This is a genomic window from Massilia sp. IC2-278 (genome assembly GCF_020708045.1).
In the GTDB taxonomy this organism is placed as follows: Bacteria; Pseudomonadota; Gammaproteobacteria; order Burkholderiales; family Burkholderiaceae_D; genus Telluria.
Map to the genome: position 1 here is coordinate 163,989 of NZ_JAJFES010000007.1, position 17,747 is coordinate 181,735.

Sequence of the window (17,747 nt, forward strand, 5' to 3'; positions counted from 1 at the left end):
GCTTCTACGAACAGAACACGCATATGCATAACAAGACTATCAAAGAGCTGTCGGCGCTGCTGCACGCGAAGCAGATCTCCAGCACCGAGCTGACCCGCCACTACCTGGGCCGCATCGAGGCCAGCGGACACAACGCCTTCCTGCACGTCGACCCGGAACTGACGCTGGCCCAGGCCGCCGCCGCCGATGCGCGCATCGCCGAAGGCACCGCCGGTCCCCTCACCGGCGTCCCGATCGCCCACAAGGATATCTTCGTCACGCGCGGCTGGCGCACGACTGCCGGCTCGAAGATGCTGGCCAACTACGTCAGCCCCTTCGACGCCACCGTGGTTGAGCGCTTCAACAGCGCCGGCATGGTCACGCTGGGCAAGGTGAACCTCGACGAATTCGCGATGGGCTCGTCGAACGAGAACTCGGCCTTCGCGCCGGTGCACAATCCCTGGGATGCGCAAGCGGTCCCGGGCGGCTCCTCGGGCGGTTCGGCCGCCGCGATCGCCGCGCGCCTGGCGCCGGCCGCCACCGCCACCGACACCGGCGGCTCGATCCGCCAGCCGGCCGCCTTCTGCGGCGTTACCGGCATCAAGCCGACCTACGGCCGCGTGTCGCGCTTCGGCATGATCGCGTTCGCTTCCTCGCTCGACCAGGGCGGCCCGATCGCCCAGACCGCCGAAGACTGCGCCCTGCTGCTGAACGACATGGTCGGCCACGACGTGCGCGATTCGACCAGCCTGACGCCGGAACAGGGCAACCTGCAGGAAGACTTCACGCGCGAGTTGAACCAGCCGCTCACCGGCCTGCGCATCGGCGTGCCGAGCGAATACTTCGGCGAAGGCCTGGCTTCCGATGTGGAAGCCGCAGTGCGCGCCGCGCTGGAACAGTTCGTCAAGCTGGGCGCGACCCTGGTCGACATCTCGCTGCCGAAGACTTCGCTGTCGATCCCGACCTACTACATCATCGCCCCGGCCGAGGCCTCGTCGAACCTGTCGCGCTTCGACGGCGTGCGCTACGGCCACCGCGCCAGCGAGTACAAGGATCTGCAGGACATGTACAAGAAGACGCGCGCCGAAGGCTTCGGCCGCGAAGTCCAGCGCCGCATCATGGTCGGCACCTATGTGCTCTGCCACGGCTACTACGACGCCTACTACGTGCAGGCGCAAAAGATCCGCCGCCTGATCGCCGACGACTTCCAGGCCGCGTTCGCCGACAAATGCGACGTGATCATGGGACCGGTCGCCCCGACGGTGGCCTGGGACTTGGGCGACAAGGCCAACGACCCGGTCGCCAACTACCTGGCCGACATCTACACCCTGTCGACCAGCCTGGCCGGCCTGCCCGGCATGTCGATCCCTTGCGGCTTCGGCCAAGGAGAAAAGAACGCCAAGCGTCCGGTCGGCCTGCAAATCATCGGCAATTACTTTGCCGAAGCCAAGCTGCTGAACATCGCGCACCAGTACCAGCAAGTCACCGACTGGCACCAACGCGCACCGGATGGCGTCTAACGGACAACGACACGTACGGTTACGGGTTTGAATTTGTAGGGTGGGCACCTGTGCCCACGCGGTAGAGCGGCTCCGCAGCCGCACCGCAAACAAGGCACTGCAAACAGACGCGAACCGACAGAAAAGAGAGAATATTATGCAATGGGAAGTCGTCATCGGTCTTGAGAACCACGTCCAGCTCACGACCAACTCGAAAATCTTCAGCGGCAGCTCGATCCAGTTCGGCGCCGAGCCGAACACGCAGGCCAGCCCCGTGGACCTGGCCCTGCCGGGCGTGCTGCCCGTGATGAACAAGGGCGCCGTCGAACGCGCCATCCGCTTCGGCCTGGCAGTGGGCGCAAAGATCGCGCCGCACTCGGTCTTCGCGCGCAAGAACTACTTCTACCCCGACCTGCCGAAGGGCTACCAGATCAGCCAGTTCGAGGAACCGGTGGTCCAGGGCGGCACACTCACCTTCGCCTTCGAAAAAGACGGCAAGCTGGAGACGAAGACCGTCAACCTGACCCGGGCCCACCTGGAAGAAGACGCCGGTAAATCGCTGCACGAAGACTACGCCGGCATGACCGGCATCGACCTGAACCGCGCCGGCACGCCGCTGCTCGAAATCGTGTCGGAACCGGAGATGCGCAGTGCCGCCGAAGCCGTGGCCTACGCCAAGGCCCTGCACGGCCTGGTGATGTGGCTCGGCGTCTGCGACGGCAACATGCAGGAAGGTTCCTTCCGCTGCGACGTCAACGTCTCGGTGCGCCCGATGGGCCAGCAGGAATTCGGCACCCGCTGCGAGATCAAGAACCTGAACTCCTTCCGCTTCATGGAAGAAGCGATCCACTACGAGGTGCGGCGCCAGATCGAGCTGATCGAAGACGGCGGCAAGGTCCAGCAAGCTACCCGCCTGTGGGACCCGGACCGTAAGGAAACCCGCGCCATGCGCTCGAAGGAAGACGCGCAGGATTACCGCTACTTCCCCGACCCGGACCTGCCGCCGCTGGCGATTTCGCAGGAATGGATCGAGCGCGTGAAGGCCAGCATGCCGGAACTGCCGGCCGCGATGCGCGCCCGCTTCACCGGCGACTACGGCCTGCCGGAATACGACGCCCTGATCCTGACCTCGTCGCAGGGCATGGCCAACTACTACGAAGCCGTGGTGGCGAAAGCCGGCAAGGAGAACGCCAAGGTCATCGCCAACTGGATGATGGGCGATGTCTCCTCCACCCTGAACCGCGAGGGCGTCGAGATTACCGCCTCGCCGGTGGAAGCCTCGCAGCTGGCCCTGCTGGTCAAGCGCATCGCCGACGGCACGATTTCGAACAAGGCGGCCAAGGAAGTGTTCGCGGCGATGTGGGAAGCCAAGTCCACCGACGAAAACCTGGCCGACACCGTCATCGAACAGAAGGGCCTGAAGCAGATCTCGGACACGGGCGCGCTGGAAGCCATCGTCGATGAGGTGCTGGCCGCGAACGCCAAGTCGGTCGAGCAGTACCGCGCCGGCAAGGAAGCGGCGATCAATGCGCTGATTGGCCAGACCATGAAGGCCTCGAAAGGCAAGGCGAACCCAGCCCAGGTGACCGAGCTGTTGAAGCAGAAACTGGCGGGTTGAACCTGTTGGTTTCGCAAGCACAAAAAAACCGGAGCATGCTCCGGTTTTTTTATTGCCGATGACAAGGCTTGTTTCGGAATTCCAGAAAGTCAGCCCGTCATCAGCACTTTTTCGCCAATGTTTCGGAGTATCAGAAAAAACATGCGAAAACTCAGATATATCCTTCAGTTGCGCGGTTTTCTCGCCTCGCTCATCATGCAGACATAATCGGCGAGCGGCATGATGCCCAGTTCCTGGCGGTGCGCTTCCACTTCGCGCACGCTGGCTGCGTCGGGCAGGCCGAAATGCGGCGTGGCCCATTCCTCGGGCCGGAACTGGGTGCCGTAGTACTGCGGCCGGCCATGGCCTTTCAGGACCCGGTCGGTGAACTTGGCGAAGTCGCTCAGGCCCAGCTCGCCGTCGATGGCGCGCTGGCGCAGCACCGGCAGCAGCGCCGCCTGGAAATCGCGGTTGTGGTCGGCATGGTGCACCAGCAGCCAGGCATGCGTCACGCCCTGCTCGCCCACCTGGGCCGCGGTGGGAAAGCCCCTGGTGCCGACCAGTTCCTTCAGCCACTTGAAGTTGCTTTCGTCGGCCAGGGTGACCTCGCGCCAGGCGCGCGCGTTGTCCGGCCTGGCGACCGCCGCCGTGCGCGCCTTCTGGTCCCTGGCGACGCGTTTCGCCAGCTCGGCGCGCAGTTGCGGGTCGGTGAGGCTGCGCGCGGCATCGCGCCGGGCCACGGCCTCGTCCGATTCCTCAGGGTGCGCCGCCGCCCAGGCCGCCGCGCCGGGGCAGACTGTGGCGGGCGCGGCCGTCTCGCCGGCCAGCGCACAGGCGGGCAGCGTCACGCACAGCGCCGCCCAGCCGGCTTGCATCAGGCGCCGCATCGCCTCAGACCCCGTAGCGGGTGCGGTAGGCCGCCACCGCCTCCTTGTGCGCACCGAGGTCCGCCCCCGCCGCTTCGTTCGACAGGTAGCTGAACAGGTCGTCGAGGTTGGCGATCGAGATCACCGGAATGCCGAACTCCTGCGCCACCTGCTGCACCGCCGAATGTTCCGACAGCGCGCCGTCCTTGCCCGAGCGCTCCATGCGGTCGAGCGCGATCAGCACGGCGGCCGGCTCGGCGCCGGCGGCGCGGATCATGTCGACCGATTCGCGCACCGAAGTACCGGCCGAGATCACGTCGTCGACGATCACGACCTTGCCGGCCAGTTTGGCGCCGACGATGGTGCCGCCTTCGCCGTGGTCCTTGGCTTCCTTGCGATTGTAGGCGAACGACGTATTGCGGCCTTCAGCGGCCAGCGCCACGGCAGTGGCCGATGCCAGGGTAATGCCCTTGTAGGCCGGGCCGAACAGCATGTCGAATTCGACGCCGGACGCCAGCAGGGTCTGGGCGTAGAAGCGGGCCAGGCGGCCCAGGGTGGCGCCGTCGTGGAACAGGCCGGCGTTGAAGAAATAAGGCGAGAGGCGCCCGGCCTTGGTCGTGAATTCACCGAATCGAAGGACTTCGGTCTCGACCGAAAACGCAATAAACTCCTGGCGCAGATTGCTCACGCTGTTCTCCTGTATGCGAAAAGCGGTATTGTAATCTGCGCCGCCACTCCTGTTACGGCGCCGCGGCCAGTTGCGCCACCTGTTCCGGGCCGATCGGCTTGACCAGGTGCCGGGCGAAGCCGGCTTCCTCGCTGCGCAGGCGGTCTCCGTCCTGGCCGTAGCCGGACAGGGCGACCAGGCGGCAGGGGTGCGTCCCCAGCACGGCGCGCAGGCGCGTGGCCAGTTCGTAGCCGTCCAGGCCGGGCAGGCCGATGTCGAGCACGGCGAGGTCGGGCTGCAGGCGCCCTGCCGCTTCCAGCGCGGCGAACGGATCGTTGAAGACCGCCACCTTGTGGCCATGCGCCGTCAACAGCTGGCCCAGCATGTCGGCCGCGTCGACGTTGTCGTCGACGACCAGGATGCGCTGGCGCTTGCCGGCCTGTTGCGGCTCCTCGGCCGTGTCCGCGGTTTCCGGGGCGGCGTTGCTGTTCTTGAGCGGCAGGCACACCACGAATTCGCTGCCCTGCCCCAGCCCGCCGCTGTGCGCCTCGACCGAGCCGCCGTGCAGTTCCACGATGTTCCTCACCAGCGCCAGCCCGATGCCGAGCCCGCCCTCGATGCGGTCGACGCTGCGTTTGCCCTGGAAGAACAAGCCGAATACCTGCTCCAGCATCTCCGGCGCCAGGCCGATACCGTTGTCGGACACGCCGATGCGCAGCCAGCCGGGGTTGCCGCGGCGCGCCTGCAACTTCACTTCGCCGCCCGGCTCGGTGTAGCGCGCGGCATTCGTCAGCAGGTTCGACACCACCTGGGCCAGGCGCATGGCGTCGCCTTCCCACAGCATGCCGGGCTCGATCTCGAGCGCGAGGCGGTGGCCGCGCTGGGCCAGCAGCGGGCTGGCCATCTCGACCGCCTTGGTCACGGGCAGGGACACGTCGACCAGCTCGATCTTCAGCTCGATCTGGCCGCGCGTGGCACGCGCCACGTCGAGCAGGTCGTCGACCAGGCGCACCAGGTGCTCGACCTGGCGCTCGATGATCTCGCGCTCGCGCAGCGCCGCTTTCTCGCCGCGCATGCGCATCAGCTGCAGCGCGGTGACGATCGGCGACAGCGGATTGCGCAGTTCGTGGCCGAGCATGGCCAGGAAGTCGTCCTTGGTGCGGTTGGCCGCCGTGAGTTCTTCCAGCAGCTGCTCGCGCTCGGCATGGGCGCGTTCCAGGCTGCGCCGGCTGCGCACCTGTTCGGTGACGTCGGCCGCGACCAGGATCACGCCCTGCTCTTCGCCGGCGCTGTGGTCGGGACGGTCGTTCAGGGGTTCGAGGCTGAGCTGCAGGTAGCGCTCCTCGAAACCGCCATCGGCGCGCGCCAGTTCGACGCGCAACTCTTCGACCGTCACCGGCTGCGCGCTGGCATAAGCTTGTTCGAGCAGGCCGGCGATGGCACTGCCCTGCCAGTGCGGGAAGGCGGCGCCGAAGGCCTGCCCTTCCAGGCCGCTGCGTCCGACCAGCTCGTGGAAGCGGCGGTTGGCCAGACGGAAGCGCAGCTCCGGCCCTGCCAGCAAGGCGGTGGCGACCGGCGCGTTGAGCAGCATGCGGTCGCGCTGGGCCAGGGCGGCGTCGCGCTGGTGGCGTTCGGTGGCGTCGCGCGTGAAGCAGCGCGTGTAGCGCAGCTGGCCATCCTCGAAGTAGCCGTTCGAGTGGATCACCACGTGGCGAATCGAGCCATCCTTGCAGCGCAGGCGCGCCGGCTGGTCGTACAGCGTGCCGCCCGAGCCCAGGGTGGTCAGGATGTGCTCGATGACCGGGGCGTCGACGTGGAAGTCGGCGATGTGGTGGCCGACGTATTCGTCCCAGCTGTAGCCGAGCATCTGCAGTTCGGCGCGGTTGGCCCAGACGATGGTGCCGTCGCCGGCCACGCGGTGCAGGCCTTCGGCGGCGTTCTCGACGAAGTCGGCGAATTCCTTTTCGCGCCGGCGCAGCGTCTGCTCGGCCGCCTTGCGGCGTGCGATCTCGGCTTCGAGCTGCTGGTTCTGCAGCTGCGCGCTGGCCGCGCCGTGCTGGCGCATGGGTTTGTGCGTGAATGCGCCGCCCGCTGCCAGGGGTGCTGACGGGCTACCGCGGAACAGCGAAAAATGGTAGTCGCTGCCGAGCGCATTCCAGAGCTGCTCGAGGCCCACGGCGGCATCGTACTCGCCGCGCGCGGACAGCAGCGTCACCATTTCGGCAAACGCGTGCACCGGGCCGCCGTTCGCCCCTGCCGCCGCCAGCGCCTTGCCGACGATGGCGCGGAAGCGCCCCGCATCCGGCTGGCCGTCCAGCATGAAGGCGGCCAGCGTCTCTTCGGCGTCGAGTACGGCCAGGCGTCCCGGATACCAGTTGCCGCCGCCGTCCGCGCTGCCGAATCCTGCCAGGCGCCGGCGCAGCTCGGCCACATGTTCAGGCGTGGCGAACAGGAGGCCGGCGCCGCCGGCGCGCAAGGCCGCGTCGATGAAATCGGCGGCCTCGTCGAGCAGGGCGGTATCGCTATCGAAGAAGTGAACGGCAGGCGCAGGCCCACCGGCGCCATGCTGCGGCGCGTCGTCGAGGCTGGTCAACACATTGGACTCCGGGGATAGTGGCAAGGGAGGCGAGCAGAGAGGTGAAGCAGGGAAATTACTTCGCATGCATACCAGTTTAACAGATTGCCCCGGTGCATTTCCGGACCTTGAAAAACGGGTTACACTATTGGCCCGCCCACGTTGCGGCCAGGTCACACTTCCCCGCTTTTCCTTATCTCTCTACCAATGCCACGAATTATTTCCGCGAACCTGAACGGCATCCGTTCCGCCCACAAGAAGGGTTTTTTCAACTGGCTGGCCAAGCAGGACGCCGACTTCATCTGCGTGCAGGAACTGAAGTGCCAGGAAGCCGACATGACCGAGGAGCTGTTCAAGCCGCACGGCTACCATGGCCACTTCCACTACGCCGAAAAGAAAGGCTACTCGGGCACCGGCGTGTATAGCCGCAGCGCGCCGGACAACAAGCGCATCGGCTTCGGCTGCGCGGAATTCGACGCCGAAGGCCGCTATACCCGTTGCGACTTCGGCAATCTCACCGTGATTTCGCTGTACGCGCCGTCGGGCTCGTCCTCGCCCGAGCGCCAGCTGGCCAAGTTCCGCTTCATGGAAGCCTTCCTGCCGCACTTGCAGGAATTAAAGGCCGAGGGGCGCGAGGTGGTGATCTGCGGCGACTGGAACATCGCGCACAAGGAACTCGACCTGAAGAACTGGAAGAGCAACCAGAAGAACTCGGGCTTCCTGCCGGAAGAACGCGCCTGGATGACCCGCATCTTCGACGAACTCGGCCTGGTGGACGTGCACCGCGTGGTGGCGCCGGAAGCGGCCGACTATACGTGGTGGAGCAACCGCGGGCAGGCCTGGGCGAACAACGTGGGGTGGCGCATCGACTACCACGTGGCGACGCCGGGTATTGCCGCCACGGCGCATGCGGTGTCGGTGTACAAGGACGAGCGCTTCTCGGATCACGCGCCGCTGATTATCGACTACAAGCTCTGATTGTTACCCAGGCCAGTCGAGCGAACGTTCGCTCTCGAACGTTCGCATCTCCCCCGTCAACGGATCCTCGAAACTGATCGCGCGCGCCAGCAATTGCAGCGGCGCGCTGAAATCGTCGCCCTTGCAGGGCAGCGCCACCGGATAGAAGGCATCGTTCAGGATCGGCGCGCCCAATGAAGACAGGTGCAGCCGCAGCTGGTGCTTGCGCCCGGTGTGCGGATGCAGGCGGTAGCGCACCACGTCGCCGCGGCGTTCGACCATCTCGATGACCGTTTCCGAATTCGGCTCGCCCGGCACTTCTTCGCTCACAAAAAACTGTTCCGCATCCTGCATGCGGCTGCGGTAGGTGAAGGGAAATTCATGCCCTTCGATCGGGCCGGCCAGGGCCTCGTACACCTTTTTCACCACGCGCTTCTGGAACATCGACTGGTACTTGCCGCGCGTGTCGGGGTTGTGCGAGAAGATCACCACGCCGGCCGTTTCGCGGTCCAGGCGGTGGATCGGCACCAGGTGCGGCAATTCGAGCTGGGCCTTCAGGCGCACCAGCAGCGTCTCGTGCAGGAAGCGCCCGGTCGGGATCATCGGCAGGAAGTGCGGCTTGTCGACGATCAGCAGGTGCTGGTCCTGGAACAGGATGCGCTCCTGGAACGGGATCGGCGTCTCGGGTTCGTCCAGCTCGCGGTAGTACCAGATGCGCATGCCCTGGCGGACATGGCTGTCCGCTTGCAGAACCTTGCCCTGCGCGTCGACGACTTCGCCGCGTTGCAAACGCGCCGCCCACGACTCCAGCGACACGTCCGGAAAGCGCTCGGCCAGAAAGCGCAGCATGCCGCCGGCGCGCGTTTCGGTCAGCCACAGGTAGCTGGGTGCGACGCCGTTGCGGACCGGCAGCGGAACATACGAATTGGCTTCTGCCTGGCGACCCATGGATTACTTCAGCGCGACGTTGGCCCGGTAAGGCGGAAGCTGGTTCACCGTCGTGCCCTTGGCGCGTGCGTACAGCGGCAGCAGCACGTTCATGTGCTTTTCCATGTCGTGGATGCGGGTATCGCCGCCCGGGTGGGTCGACAGGAATTCCGGCGGCGCGCCCTTGTTCAGCATGGCCATCTTGCGCCACAAGACGATGCCGGCGCGTGGGTCGTAGCCGGCGCGCGCCGCGATGTCGAGGCCGACCAGGTCGGCTTCGCGCTCTTCGTCGCGCGAGAATTTGAGCACCACGCCCTGCCCCACCAGGCCGGTGACGGTGTTGGTGATACTCGGGTCGATGCCGAAGATGGCCGAACCGAGCGCCCCGGCGCCGCGCGCCACCATCGAAGTAATGCCGGACTTGGCCGTGCGCTCGCGGCCGTGTTCGCGCAGGGCGTGGGCGATTTCGTGGCCCATGATGGCGGCCATTTCGTCGTCGCTCAGTTTCAGCTGGTCGATAATGCCGGTGAAGAAACCGATGCGCCCGCCCGGCATGCAGAAGGCGTTCACCTGATTCGAGTTGAACAGGTTGACTTCCCATTGCCAGTTCTTGGCGGATTGGTTCCAGCGCGGGGTATGCGGGATGATGCGCTGGGCCACGGCGCGCAGGCGTTTGACTTGCGGATCGGTGGCGGCGACCAGGGCGCCCTTTTGCTGGGCCTGGGACAGCATCTCGCGGTACTGCTGGGAAGCGGCCTCGTTCATCTGCTCTTCCGGCACCAGCACGCGCACGCGCGACAGCGGCTTGACGGCGATGCCGTCCTGGACGACTTTTTCCTGGGCCTGGACCGTGCCCAGCGTGCCGACGCTGGCCAGCATGGCGGCGCAAAGGGCGATGTGTTTGAGTTTTTTCATGGCAATAAGTGGCGTGCTGTTTTTGTCAACAGCATCGTCGCAGAAATGCGCGGATGGGGTACGCACGATAACGACAAACGGGGGCCGGCGCAACTGTCGAGGTCACGCGGCATTGCCGAAGATGGCGGCCTCGACCGTACGGTGGGCACTCCGTGCCCACGCGGAACGTCGCCTTATGTTGGCTGTGTTTGGACGTTATCGGCTGATCATTGCACACGGTAACAAAGAAATCACCTCGCGGCCCCAACAAGGCCAACGTGACGCCGGCTTCCGCGTGGGCACGGAGTGCCCACCGTACGGTCATGGCCGCAGGCCACACGAAGGCCGCGGCGCCGCTCGATGCGCAGGTCTTTTATGCGCGCTTAGCCTTTTTGCGCAGCCTGAACACCGCCAGGCTCCCGCGCAGATTCGGCAGGAAGCTCACCGGTTTGCCCTCCGCCAGCGCCACGTACTCCAGCACCTCCAGCCCGCACTCCTCGGCCAGTTCCTTGAAGTCGTCGATGGTCGCATAACGCACGTTCGGCGTATCGAACCACTGGTAAGGCAGCGTGCGCGATACCGGCATGCGGCCCTTCAGCAAGGCCACGCGGTGCGGCCAGTAGGCGAAGTTCGGGAACGAGACGATCGCCTCGGCGCCCACGCGCACGATGTCGCGCAGGCGTGCCTCAACGTGCAGCATCATCTGCAGCGAGGACAGGCAAAGCACGGTGTCGAAGGCATTGTCGCCGAACAGGTCGAGCCCCTGTTCCATGTCGTGCTGGATGACGCTGATGCCGCGCCGCGTGCTTTCCAATACCTTGTCGTCGGCGATCTCGATGCCGTAGCCGGTGCAGCGCTTGCCGGTCTCCAGGTAGCGCAACATGGCGCCGTCGCCGCAGCCGACGTCGAGCACATGCGAACCCTCGCCCACCCAATCGGCGATGAAGGCCAGGTCGGGACGCAAGGTGGTCAAGTCTTCGAATTTCATGCGCCCTCCTTGGCTTCTTCCCAGATGCGGTCGTAGTAGGCCCGCACCACGCCCATGTAGCGCGCGTCTTCCAGCAGGAAGGCGTCGTGCCCGTGCGGCGCGTCGATTTCGGCGTAGGTCACCTTGCGGCGGTTCGAGATCAGGGCCTCGACGATCTCGCGGCTGCGCTCCGGCGAGAAGCGCCAGTCGGTGGTGAAGGAAGCGATCAGGAACTGGGCTTTCGTCGACGACAGCGCGCGGGTCAGGTCGCCGCCGTGCTCGCGCGCCGGGTCGAAGTAGTCGAGCGCCTTGGTGATCAGCAGGTAGGTATTCGCGTCGAAGTATTCCGAGAACTTGTCGCCCTGGTAGCGCAGGTAGGACTCGATCTCGAAGTCGATGCCGAAGTCGAACTTGTAGTCGTTGGTCTCGGCGGCATTGCGCAGCTTGCGGCCGAACTTCTCTGCCATGTCGTCGTTCGACAAATAGGTGATGTGGCCGACCATGCGCGCCACCTTCAGGCCGTTCTTCGGCACCATGCCGTGTTCGTAGAAGTCGCCGCCGTGGTAGTCGGGGTCGGTCAGGATGGCCTGGCGCGCGACGTCGTTGAAGGCGATGTTCTGGGCCGAGAGCTTGGGCGTGGAGGCGATCACGATGCAGTGGCGCAGGCGCTCGGGGAACAGGATGCTCCACGACAGGGCCTGCATGCCGCCCAGCGAACCGCCCATCACGGCGGCGAACTGCTCGATGCCGAGACGGTCGGCCAAACGTGCCTGGGCCGCGACCCAGTCTTCCACCGTCAGCAGCGGGAATGCCGCGCCGTAGGGCTTGCCGGTGGCCGGATTGGTGTGCATCGGGCCGGTCGAGCCGAAGCAGGAGCCGAGGTTGTTCACGCCGATGACGAAGAAGCGGTCGGTGTCGACCGGCTTGCCGGGGCCGACCATGTTGTCCCACCAGCCGGCGCTTTTCGGTTCGTTGGCGTAGGTGCCGGCCACGTGGTGCGAGGCGTTCAGCGCGTGGCAGATCAGCACCGCGTTGGAACGCTCGGCGTTCAGCGTGCCGTAGGTTTCATACATCAGCGTGTAGTCGCCGAGCTGGGCGCCGCTTTGCAGGCGCAGCGGCTCGGCGAAATGCATCGCCTGGGGAGAGACGGTTCCTAGGGATCCCATGAGACTTTCTTCGGTATTGTGGTCGGCGGCGCATCGGCCGCCTCCGGTATGACTAAATGAGTTGGAGCTGTTCGACCGCTTCGGCGATCTCGTTCGGTTCCATCGAGCGCATGATGCGTCGCATTCGCGGGGCAATCTGGGCCAGGTCGGCGCCGAGGATTTCCTGCTTCACCGCCAGCAGCTGGGCCGGGTGCATCGAGAATTCGCGCAGGCCCATGCCGAGCAGCAGGCGCGTCAGCTTGATGTCGCCCGCCATTTCGCCGCACACCGCGACGTCGATGCCGGCCTTCTGCCCTGCTGCAATGGTCATGCCGATCAGCTGCAGCACCGCCGGGTGCAGCGGGTTGTACAGGTGGGCCACTTCGTAGTCGACGCGGTCGATCGCCAGCGTGTACTGGATCAGGTCATTCGTGCCGATCGACAGGAAGTCCATGCGCTTGACGAACATCGGCAGCGCCAGCGCGGCGGCCGGGATTTCGATCATGGCGCCGACTTCGACTTCCGGGTCGTACTTGATGTTCTGTTCGCGCAGCTGGGCCTTGGCCTGCTCGATCATGTTCAGGGTCTGGTCGATCTCGAAGGCATGCGCCAGCATCGGGATCAGGATGCGCACCTTGCCGAATGCCGAGGCACGCAGGATCGCACGCAGCTGGGTCAGGAACAGCTGGGGCTCGGCCAGGCAGTAGCGGATCGCGCGCAGGCCCAGGGCCGGATTGAGCGCCGTATGCTCGGTCGGGTCGAGCGGCTTGTCGGCGCCGACATCGAGCGTGCGGATCGTTACCGGGCGGCCTTTCATGGCCACCACGGCGCGCCGGTACTGCTCGAACTGTTCGTCCTCGCTCGGGATCTTCAGGCCGTCGGCGCCGCGCGCCATGAACAGGAATTCGGAGCGGAACAGACCGACGCCATTCGCACCCGCTTCCAGCGCGTGCGGGCAGTCGTCGGGCAGCTCGATATTCGCCAGCAGGCGGATCGCGGTACCGTCCTTGGTCACGGCCGGGGTCTTCTTCAGCTTCAGCAGGCGCTTGCGCGCTTTCACCAGCGCGGCCTGGCGCGCGCGGTACTGCTCCAGCACCAGCTGGCTCGGATTACAGATCACCACGCCGGCATCGCCGTCGACGATGATCCAGTCGTCCTGCTCGACCAGGCGCGAAGCCTGGCTCATGCCGACGGCCGCCGGAATGTCGAGCGAGCGCGCGACAATCGCCGTGTGCGAGTTCTGGCCGCCGACGTCGGTAACGAAGCCGATGAAGGAACGGTCACGGAAGGCCAGCATGTCGGCCGGCGAGATGTCATGGGCGACCACGATCATCTGCGGGTGGTAGTCGTCGTCGCCGGCCAGGATGGGCGGCACGCTCAAGGCGGTGCCCATCAGGACCTTCAGCACGCGCTCGGCGACCTGCTGGATGTCCTGCTTGCGCTCGCGCAGGTACTCGTCCTCGATCTCGTCGAACTGGGCCGAGAGCTCGTCGATCTGCGTCACCAGCGCCCACTCGGCGTTGTAGTGGCGCATGCGGATGATGTCGAGCGGCGCTTCCGAGATCAGCGGGTCGGACAGGATCAGCGCATGGACGTCGATGAAGGCGCCCAGTTCGGTCGGCGCATCCTTCGGCAAATCGGTCCACAGCTCCTGCAGGTTGCGGTGCACGGCGGCGATCGCATCCTGCAGGCGTTTGACTTCCGCCTCGACCTGCTCTTGCGGAACCAGGTAGTGCTTGACGTCCAGCGCGGCAGGCGTAAGCAGGTGCGCGCGGCCGATCGAGATGCCGCGCGAAACCGGAATGCCGTGGAGCGTGAACGAAGCCATCGATGGTCCCGAACGGTAGCGGCCAGCGTCGGGCATTTATTCGCCTTCGCCGAAGCGGTCGTTGATCAGGCCAGTCAGGGCGGTGACCGCATCGGCTTCGTCCGGGCCATCCGCTTCCAGGGTCACCTTCGCGCCCTTGCCGGCGGCCAGCATCATCACGCCCATGATGGACTTGGCGTTGATGCGGCGGCCGTTACGGGTGAGCCAGACGTCGCTTTTGTATTTCGCGGCCAGTTGGGTGAATTTGGCGGATGCGCGGGCGTGCAGGCCCAGTTTGTTGATGATTTCGAGTTCTTGCTGAATCATGTTTTATCTTTTGTTCTCAAACTGCGTACGCCAAAAAAGGACGCCTGGCGCCCTCGTCTACTACAAAAATATCAGGAACCGACGCGGATGCGGTTATCGACCCGCACCGCGCCGTTCTGGGCGCCCGCCAGCGCCATTTCCACCACCACGTCGAGCGTGTCGCGCCGATACGTGATCGCACGCAGCAGCATCGGCAGACTGATGCCGGCGATGACTTCCACGTGGCCGGCGTCGTGCAGCGAATTGCAGCAGTTCGACGGCGTGCCGCCCTTGATGTCGGTGATCACCAGGACGCCGTCGCCGTCGTCCAGGCGCGCGATCGCCTCTTTCGCCTTGCAATTGACGGCGCGCGTGTCTTCGTCGGCCGCCACGTCGATGGCCTCGAAGCGCTCGGTCGGTCCGCGAAACACGTGCGCGACCGCCGCGATGAATGCCTGTCCCAATGGTGCGTGGGTCAGGAGCAAAATCCCTACCATGATTATCTTTCAGTCACCTGCTGTTCGACCGCGTCGATGAACATCGCGGCCACGTCGAAACCAGTCTGGTCGGTGATCTCCTGGAAGCAGGTCGGGCTGGTTACGTTTACTTCGGTCAGGAAATCGCCGATCACATCTAATCCTACCAGCAACAGCCCACGCTCGGCCAGCACCGGGCCCAGGGCTTCGGCGATCTGACGGTCGCGCTCGGTGATCGGCTGGGCCACGCCGATGCCGCCAGCGGCCAGGTTGCCGCGCACTTCGGTGCCCTGCGGGATGCGCGCCAGCGCGAACGGCACCGGCTTGCCGCCGATGACCAGGATGCGCTTGTCGCCCTTCACGATCTCGGGAATGTACTTCTGCACCATAATGGTGCGTTTGCCGTTGTCGCTCAGGGTTTCGATGATCGCGCCCAGGTTCATCGCGTCCGCCTTTACGCGGAAGATGCCGGTGCCGCCCATGCCGTCGAGCGGCTTGAAGATCACGTCGCCGTGCTTGGCGTGGAAGGCGCGCAGGCGTTTCTCCGACGACGACACCAGGGTCGGCGAGGTGAACTCGGAGAACTGGCCGATGGCCAGCTTTTCGTTGTGGTCGCGGATCGCCGCCGGGCTGTTGAAAACGCGCGCGCCCTGCTTTTCCGCCAGTTCCAGCAGATAGGTGCCGTAGACGTATTCCATGTCGAAAGGCGGATCCTTGCGCTCGATGATGGCATCGAAAGTGGACAGGCGCACTTCCTCGGCCGGGTCGGCCTTGTACCATTCGTCAGGGTCCCCGGTCAGGTGGATGCGCGTGACTTCGGCCGTGACGATGCCTTCTTCCAGCGCCATGTCGCGCTGCTGGAAGGCGTAGACCGCGTGGCCGCGCCGCGCCGCTTCGCGCATCATGGCGAAGGTCGAGTCCTTGTAGATCTTGAAACCGGTGAGCGGATCGGCGAGGAAAGCGATTTTCATGGGTATGTCCAGCTAAGGTAATGCCACCAATTTTAGCTGGAAACCCGAAACCCTGCGGCCGGGCGCCTTTCCTCGGCCAATACTGAAATAATGCTGCTGGGCACATAATGCCGCTGAGCAAATTGATCAGTATCGCGCCCCCGCATGAGCGCGCGCAAACCCGATGCGGGTAGCCTGCGCGACGATGGCTGCATGGACGCCCAACTCGACCAACCCAGCAAGCACGAACGCGACCCAGACAACAGTCCGGGCAACAACCCGGACGACAGCCCCGAGCGCGAGCAGGAGCGCATCGCGCGCGTCTACCGCGGCTGGCACGGCGGCGCCGCGCTGGCCCGCTATGCCTGGCACCGGCCCGATATCGTCCTGCAGCAGGCCATGCGCGCACGGGTGCTGTCGCGCATGCTGGCCGATACCGTCGGCACCGATCTCGCCAAGGTGCAGGTGGTGGACGTCGGCTGCGGCACCGGCGGCTTCCTGCGCCAGCTGATCGACTGGGGCGCCACGCCAGCCAACCTGATCGGCACCGAGTTGCAGCAAGACCGGCTCGACCTGGCCGCGCCGCGCACCGCCAGCGGTGTACGCTGGCATTGCGGTTCCTTGGCCGCCCTGCCCGGCGCCAGCGCCGACCTGATTGCGGCAAATACCGTGTTTTCCTCGGTCCTGGACCAGGAAGTACGCCAGCAACTGGCCGCCGACATGTGGCGCGTGCTGCGGCCCGGCGGCTGGGGCCTGGTGTTTGACTTCCGCTACAACAATCCGAAGAACCCGCACGTGCGCCGCGTCACGCGCAGCGAACTGGATGGTTTCTGGCCCGGCGAGCGCCAGCAATACCGTACCCTGCTGCTGGCGCCGCCCATCAGCCGCGCGCTGGCCGGGCTGCCGGCGCTAGTCACCGAAACCCTGGCCGCCGTGGCGCCGCCGCTGCGTTCGCACTTTTTGTACATGGTGCAGAAAAAGGCATAGGGGTGACGTGTCCGTAGGGTGGTCCGGGCCATGACCTTGGCCCTAGGGTGGACGGCTACACCGGACAGCACGCAATCACACGGCAGATGCGCGGTCCACGCGTTCAACAGCTGCAAACTTGCCGCCCGGCTGCCATTAATTGCTCACGCCGTGGCTTCCAGCCGTATGCTTGCCTTGGGTGCTAAAACTCGTCTCAAAAAACCGCAACACGCGCTCTTCATACGCCGCCGGCGCAAACGCATGCAAGTCCTGGTGCACCGCGCCCTCTACCTCCCATAAAGCCTTCGGCTGGGCGGCCGCACCGTAAAGGCGGCGCGTCTCATCAATCGTCGTGTGCATGTCCCGGTCACCCGAGGCCAGCAGCAAGGGCGCCCGGATCGCGGCCAGATGCTCGATCGGCCGCAGTTGCTGCGGCGTGATATCCAGGCGCAGCGGCAACTGCCACAGCAACAGCTTCGACAGCGGCACACCCAGCGCACCCAGGCGCATGCGCAGGCGGTCTTCCACCGCTTCCTCGATGGTCGGATACATCGATTCCAGCACCGCCGCATCCACCTGCGGGCAATCCTGGCACAGCACGAAGGACGCCGCACCAAGCGACACGCCGATCAGGCCCAGCCCCTCGCCCGGCGCCTGCTCGCGCAGGTAAGCCAGCGCCGCCTTTACGCCGGCTGCTTCGCTGAGACCAAAGGTGAGCCGCGGCGCCGCGCTGGCGCCATGTCCCGGCAAGTCGATCAGCAGCACGGAATAGCCGGCAGCGTGCAGGAAGCGTGCCCGGTCCAGCATCTGGCGCCGGTCGGCGCGGATGCCATGCAGCAGCAGGACCGCGCCCTTCCCGTCCCCGCGCAGGAACCAGCCTTCCACCGAGCGGCCGTGCCCGGTGGGCAGCGTGACCGTTTGCGCAAGCAGTCCGGCAGGCAGCGCGATCGCGTAATGCGCCCCCGCCACCAGCTTGCTTCCTGCAAACCAACTCAGCGCCAGCCCGCCCAGCAGCAGCAGCGACGAACCGACTATCCATCGACGACCACGCATGCGCTTCTCCTTCAACGATGTCAACAAGACATTATTGCTGAGTAGAGAATGCCTGCGTCACAGAAATAAAAAAGGGGCCCATCACGGGCCCCTCGGTATCGTCACACTAGCCGACG

General features: G+C 65.5%; 16 protein-coding genes. 4 read left to right on the forward strand and 12 right to left on the reverse strand.

Features of this window, described 5'->3' with window-relative positions; genetic code table 11:
* The first annotated feature begins 23 nt into the window (after window positions 1-23).
* Window positions 24-1,499 (forward strand): Asp-tRNA(Asn)/Glu-tRNA(Gln) amidotransferase subunit GatA, encoded by a 1,476-nt coding sequence (gene gatA, locus LK540_RS15500; protein WP_229438204.1) that lies wholly within the window; start codon window positions 24-26, stop codon window positions 1,497-1,499.
* Between the two features lie 136 nt (window positions 1,500-1,635).
* Window positions 1,636-3,096 (forward strand): Asp-tRNA(Asn)/Glu-tRNA(Gln) amidotransferase subunit GatB, encoded by a 1,461-nt coding sequence (gene gatB / locus LK540_RS15505; protein ID WP_229438205.1) that lies wholly within the window; start codon window positions 1,636-1,638, stop codon window positions 3,094-3,096.
* 164 nt (window positions 3,097-3,260) lie between these two features.
* Here the strand turns inward: gatB and LK540_RS15510 are convergent, their stop codons facing one another.
* From LK540_RS15510 to LK540_RS15520, 3 genes are read right to left on the reverse strand one after another with little or no spacing between them, the layout of a single operon-like run.
* Entirely contained in the window at window positions 3,261-3,950 is a 690-nt protein-coding gene (locus LK540_RS15510; protein WP_229438206.1) for a DUF6624 domain-containing protein, read from the reverse strand.
* Window positions 3,951-3,966: 16 nt separating this feature from the next.
* On the reverse strand, window positions 3,967-4,629 hold the full coding sequence (gene pyrE, locus LK540_RS15515; RefSeq protein WP_229438207.1) for an orotate phosphoribosyltransferase: 663 nt from the start codon (window positions 4,627-4,629) through the stop codon (window positions 3,967-3,969).
* 52 nt (window positions 4,630-4,681) lie between these two features.
* Window positions 4,682-7,204 (reverse strand): ATP-binding protein, encoded by a 2,523-nt coding sequence (locus tag LK540_RS15520; RefSeq protein ID WP_229438208.1) that lies wholly within the window; start codon window positions 7,202-7,204, stop codon window positions 4,682-4,684.
* A 186-nt stretch (window positions 7,205-7,390) separates the two neighbouring features.
* On the opposite strand from LK540_RS15520, the gene LK540_RS15525 reads away from it, so the two are divergent.
* Window positions 7,391-8,161, forward strand: coding sequence for an exodeoxyribonuclease III (locus LK540_RS15525; protein ID WP_229438209.1), 771 nt, complete (start codon window positions 7,391-7,393; stop codon window positions 8,159-8,161).
* 3 nt (window positions 8,162-8,164) lie between these two features.
* Here the strand turns inward: LK540_RS15525 and LK540_RS15530 are convergent, their stop codons facing one another.
* From LK540_RS15530 to gshB, 8 genes are all read right to left on the reverse strand, one after another.
* Complete coding sequence (locus tag LK540_RS15530; RefSeq protein WP_229438210.1) at window positions 8,165-9,088, reverse strand: pseudouridine synthase; 924 nt, start codon at window positions 9,086-9,088, stop codon at window positions 8,165-8,167.
* Between the two features lie 3 nt (window positions 9,089-9,091).
* On the reverse strand, window positions 9,092-9,982 hold the full coding sequence (locus tag LK540_RS15535) for a M48 family metallopeptidase (RefSeq protein ID WP_229438211.1): 891 nt from the start codon (window positions 9,980-9,982) through the stop codon (window positions 9,092-9,094).
* Window positions 9,983-10,334: 352 nt separating this feature from the next.
* Window positions 10,335-10,949, reverse strand: coding sequence for a methionine biosynthesis protein MetW (metW, locus tag LK540_RS15540; protein WP_229438212.1), 615 nt, complete (start codon window positions 10,947-10,949; stop codon window positions 10,335-10,337).
* Window positions 10,946-12,094, reverse strand: a complete 1,149-nt coding sequence (locus LK540_RS15545) for a homoserine O-acetyltransferase (RefSeq protein ID WP_267498801.1) — start codon at window positions 12,092-12,094, stop codon at window positions 10,946-10,948. Before LK540_RS15545 ends, metW begins: the two co-directional genes overlap by 4 nt.
* A gap of 52 nt (window positions 12,095-12,146) precedes the next feature.
* Window positions 12,147-13,901, reverse strand: coding sequence for a phosphoenolpyruvate--protein phosphotransferase (gene ptsP / locus LK540_RS15550; RefSeq protein ID WP_229438237.1), 1,755 nt, complete (start codon window positions 13,899-13,901; stop codon window positions 12,147-12,149).
* 36 nt (window positions 13,902-13,937) lie between these two features.
* Window positions 13,938-14,207, reverse strand: a complete 270-nt coding sequence (locus LK540_RS15555; protein WP_229438213.1) for an HPr family phosphocarrier protein — start codon at window positions 14,205-14,207, stop codon at window positions 13,938-13,940.
* Between the two features lie 71 nt (window positions 14,208-14,278).
* Window positions 14,279-14,683, reverse strand: coding sequence for a PTS sugar transporter subunit IIA (locus LK540_RS15560; RefSeq protein ID WP_229438214.1), 405 nt, complete (start codon window positions 14,681-14,683; stop codon window positions 14,279-14,281).
* A 2-nt stretch (window positions 14,684-14,685) separates the two neighbouring features.
* A complete protein-coding gene (gene gshB, locus LK540_RS15565) occupies window positions 14,686-15,633 on the reverse strand; it encodes a glutathione synthase (protein ID WP_229438215.1) in 948 nt (315 codons plus the stop codon).
* 144 nt (window positions 15,634-15,777) lie between these two features.
* Between gshB and LK540_RS15570 the strand changes: the two genes are divergently transcribed.
* Entirely contained in the window at window positions 15,778-16,599 is an 822-nt protein-coding gene (locus tag LK540_RS15570) for a class I SAM-dependent methyltransferase (RefSeq protein WP_229438216.1), read from the forward strand.
* Window positions 16,600-16,734: 135 nt separating this feature from the next.
* Here the strand turns inward: LK540_RS15570 and LK540_RS15575 are convergent, their stop codons facing one another.
* Window positions 16,735-17,631 carry an alpha/beta hydrolase gene (locus LK540_RS15575; RefSeq protein WP_229438217.1) on the reverse strand — a complete coding sequence of 299 codons (897 nt, stop codon included), beginning with the start codon at window positions 17,629-17,631 and terminating at the stop codon, window positions 16,735-16,737.
* Window positions 17,632-17,747: the final 116 nt, after the last annotated feature.

Excerpts from the sequence above, each read along its gene's own strand:
- gatA (WP_229438204.1), top strand. The coding sequence starts at position 24 with ATGCATAACAAGACTATCAAAGAGCTGTCGGCGCTGCTGCACGCGAAG.
- gatB (WP_229438205.1), top strand. The coding sequence starts at position 1,636 with ATGCAATGGGAAGTCGTCATCGGTCTTGAGAACCACGTCCAGCTCACG.
- LK540_RS15510 (WP_229438206.1), bottom strand. The coding sequence starts at position 3,950 with ATGCAAGCCGGCTGGGCGGCGCTGTGCGTGACGCTGCCCGCCTGTGCG.
- LK540_RS15525 (WP_229438209.1), top strand. The coding sequence starts at position 7,391 with ATGCCACGAATTATTTCCGCGAACCTGAACGGCATCCGTTCCGCCCAC.
- LK540_RS15530 (WP_229438210.1), bottom strand. The coding sequence starts at position 9,088 with ATGGGTCGCCAGGCAGAAGCCAATTCGTATGTTCCGCTGCCGGTCCGC.
- LK540_RS15535 (WP_229438211.1), bottom strand. The coding sequence starts at position 9,982 with ATGAAAAAACTCAAACACATCGCCCTTTGCGCCGCCATGCTGGCCAGC.
- metW (WP_229438212.1), bottom strand. The coding sequence starts at position 10,949 with ATGAAATTCGAAGACTTGACCACCTTGCGTCCCGACCTGGCCTTCATC.
- LK540_RS15545 (WP_267498801.1), bottom strand. The coding sequence starts at position 12,094 with ATGGGATCCCTAGGAACCGTCTCTCCCCAGGCGATGCATTTCGCCGAG.
- ptsP (WP_229438237.1), bottom strand. The coding sequence starts at position 13,901 with ATGGCTTCGTTCACGCTCCACGGCATTCCGGTTTCGCGCGGCATCTCG.
- LK540_RS15555 (WP_229438213.1), bottom strand. The coding sequence starts at position 14,207 with ATGATTCAGCAAGAACTCGAAATCATCAACAAACTGGGCCTGCACGCC.
- LK540_RS15560 (WP_229438214.1), bottom strand. The coding sequence starts at position 14,683 with ATGGTAGGGATTTTGCTCCTGACCCACGCACCATTGGGACAGGCATTC.
- gshB (WP_229438215.1), bottom strand. The coding sequence starts at position 15,633 with ATGAAAATCGCTTTCCTCGCCGATCCGCTCACCGGTTTCAAGATCTAC.
- LK540_RS15570 (WP_229438216.1), top strand. The coding sequence starts at position 15,778 with ATGAGCGCGCGCAAACCCGATGCGGGTAGCCTGCGCGACGATGGCTGC.
- LK540_RS15575 (WP_229438217.1), bottom strand. The coding sequence starts at position 17,631 with ATGCGTGGTCGTCGATGGATAGTCGGTTCGTCGCTGCTGCTGCTGGGC.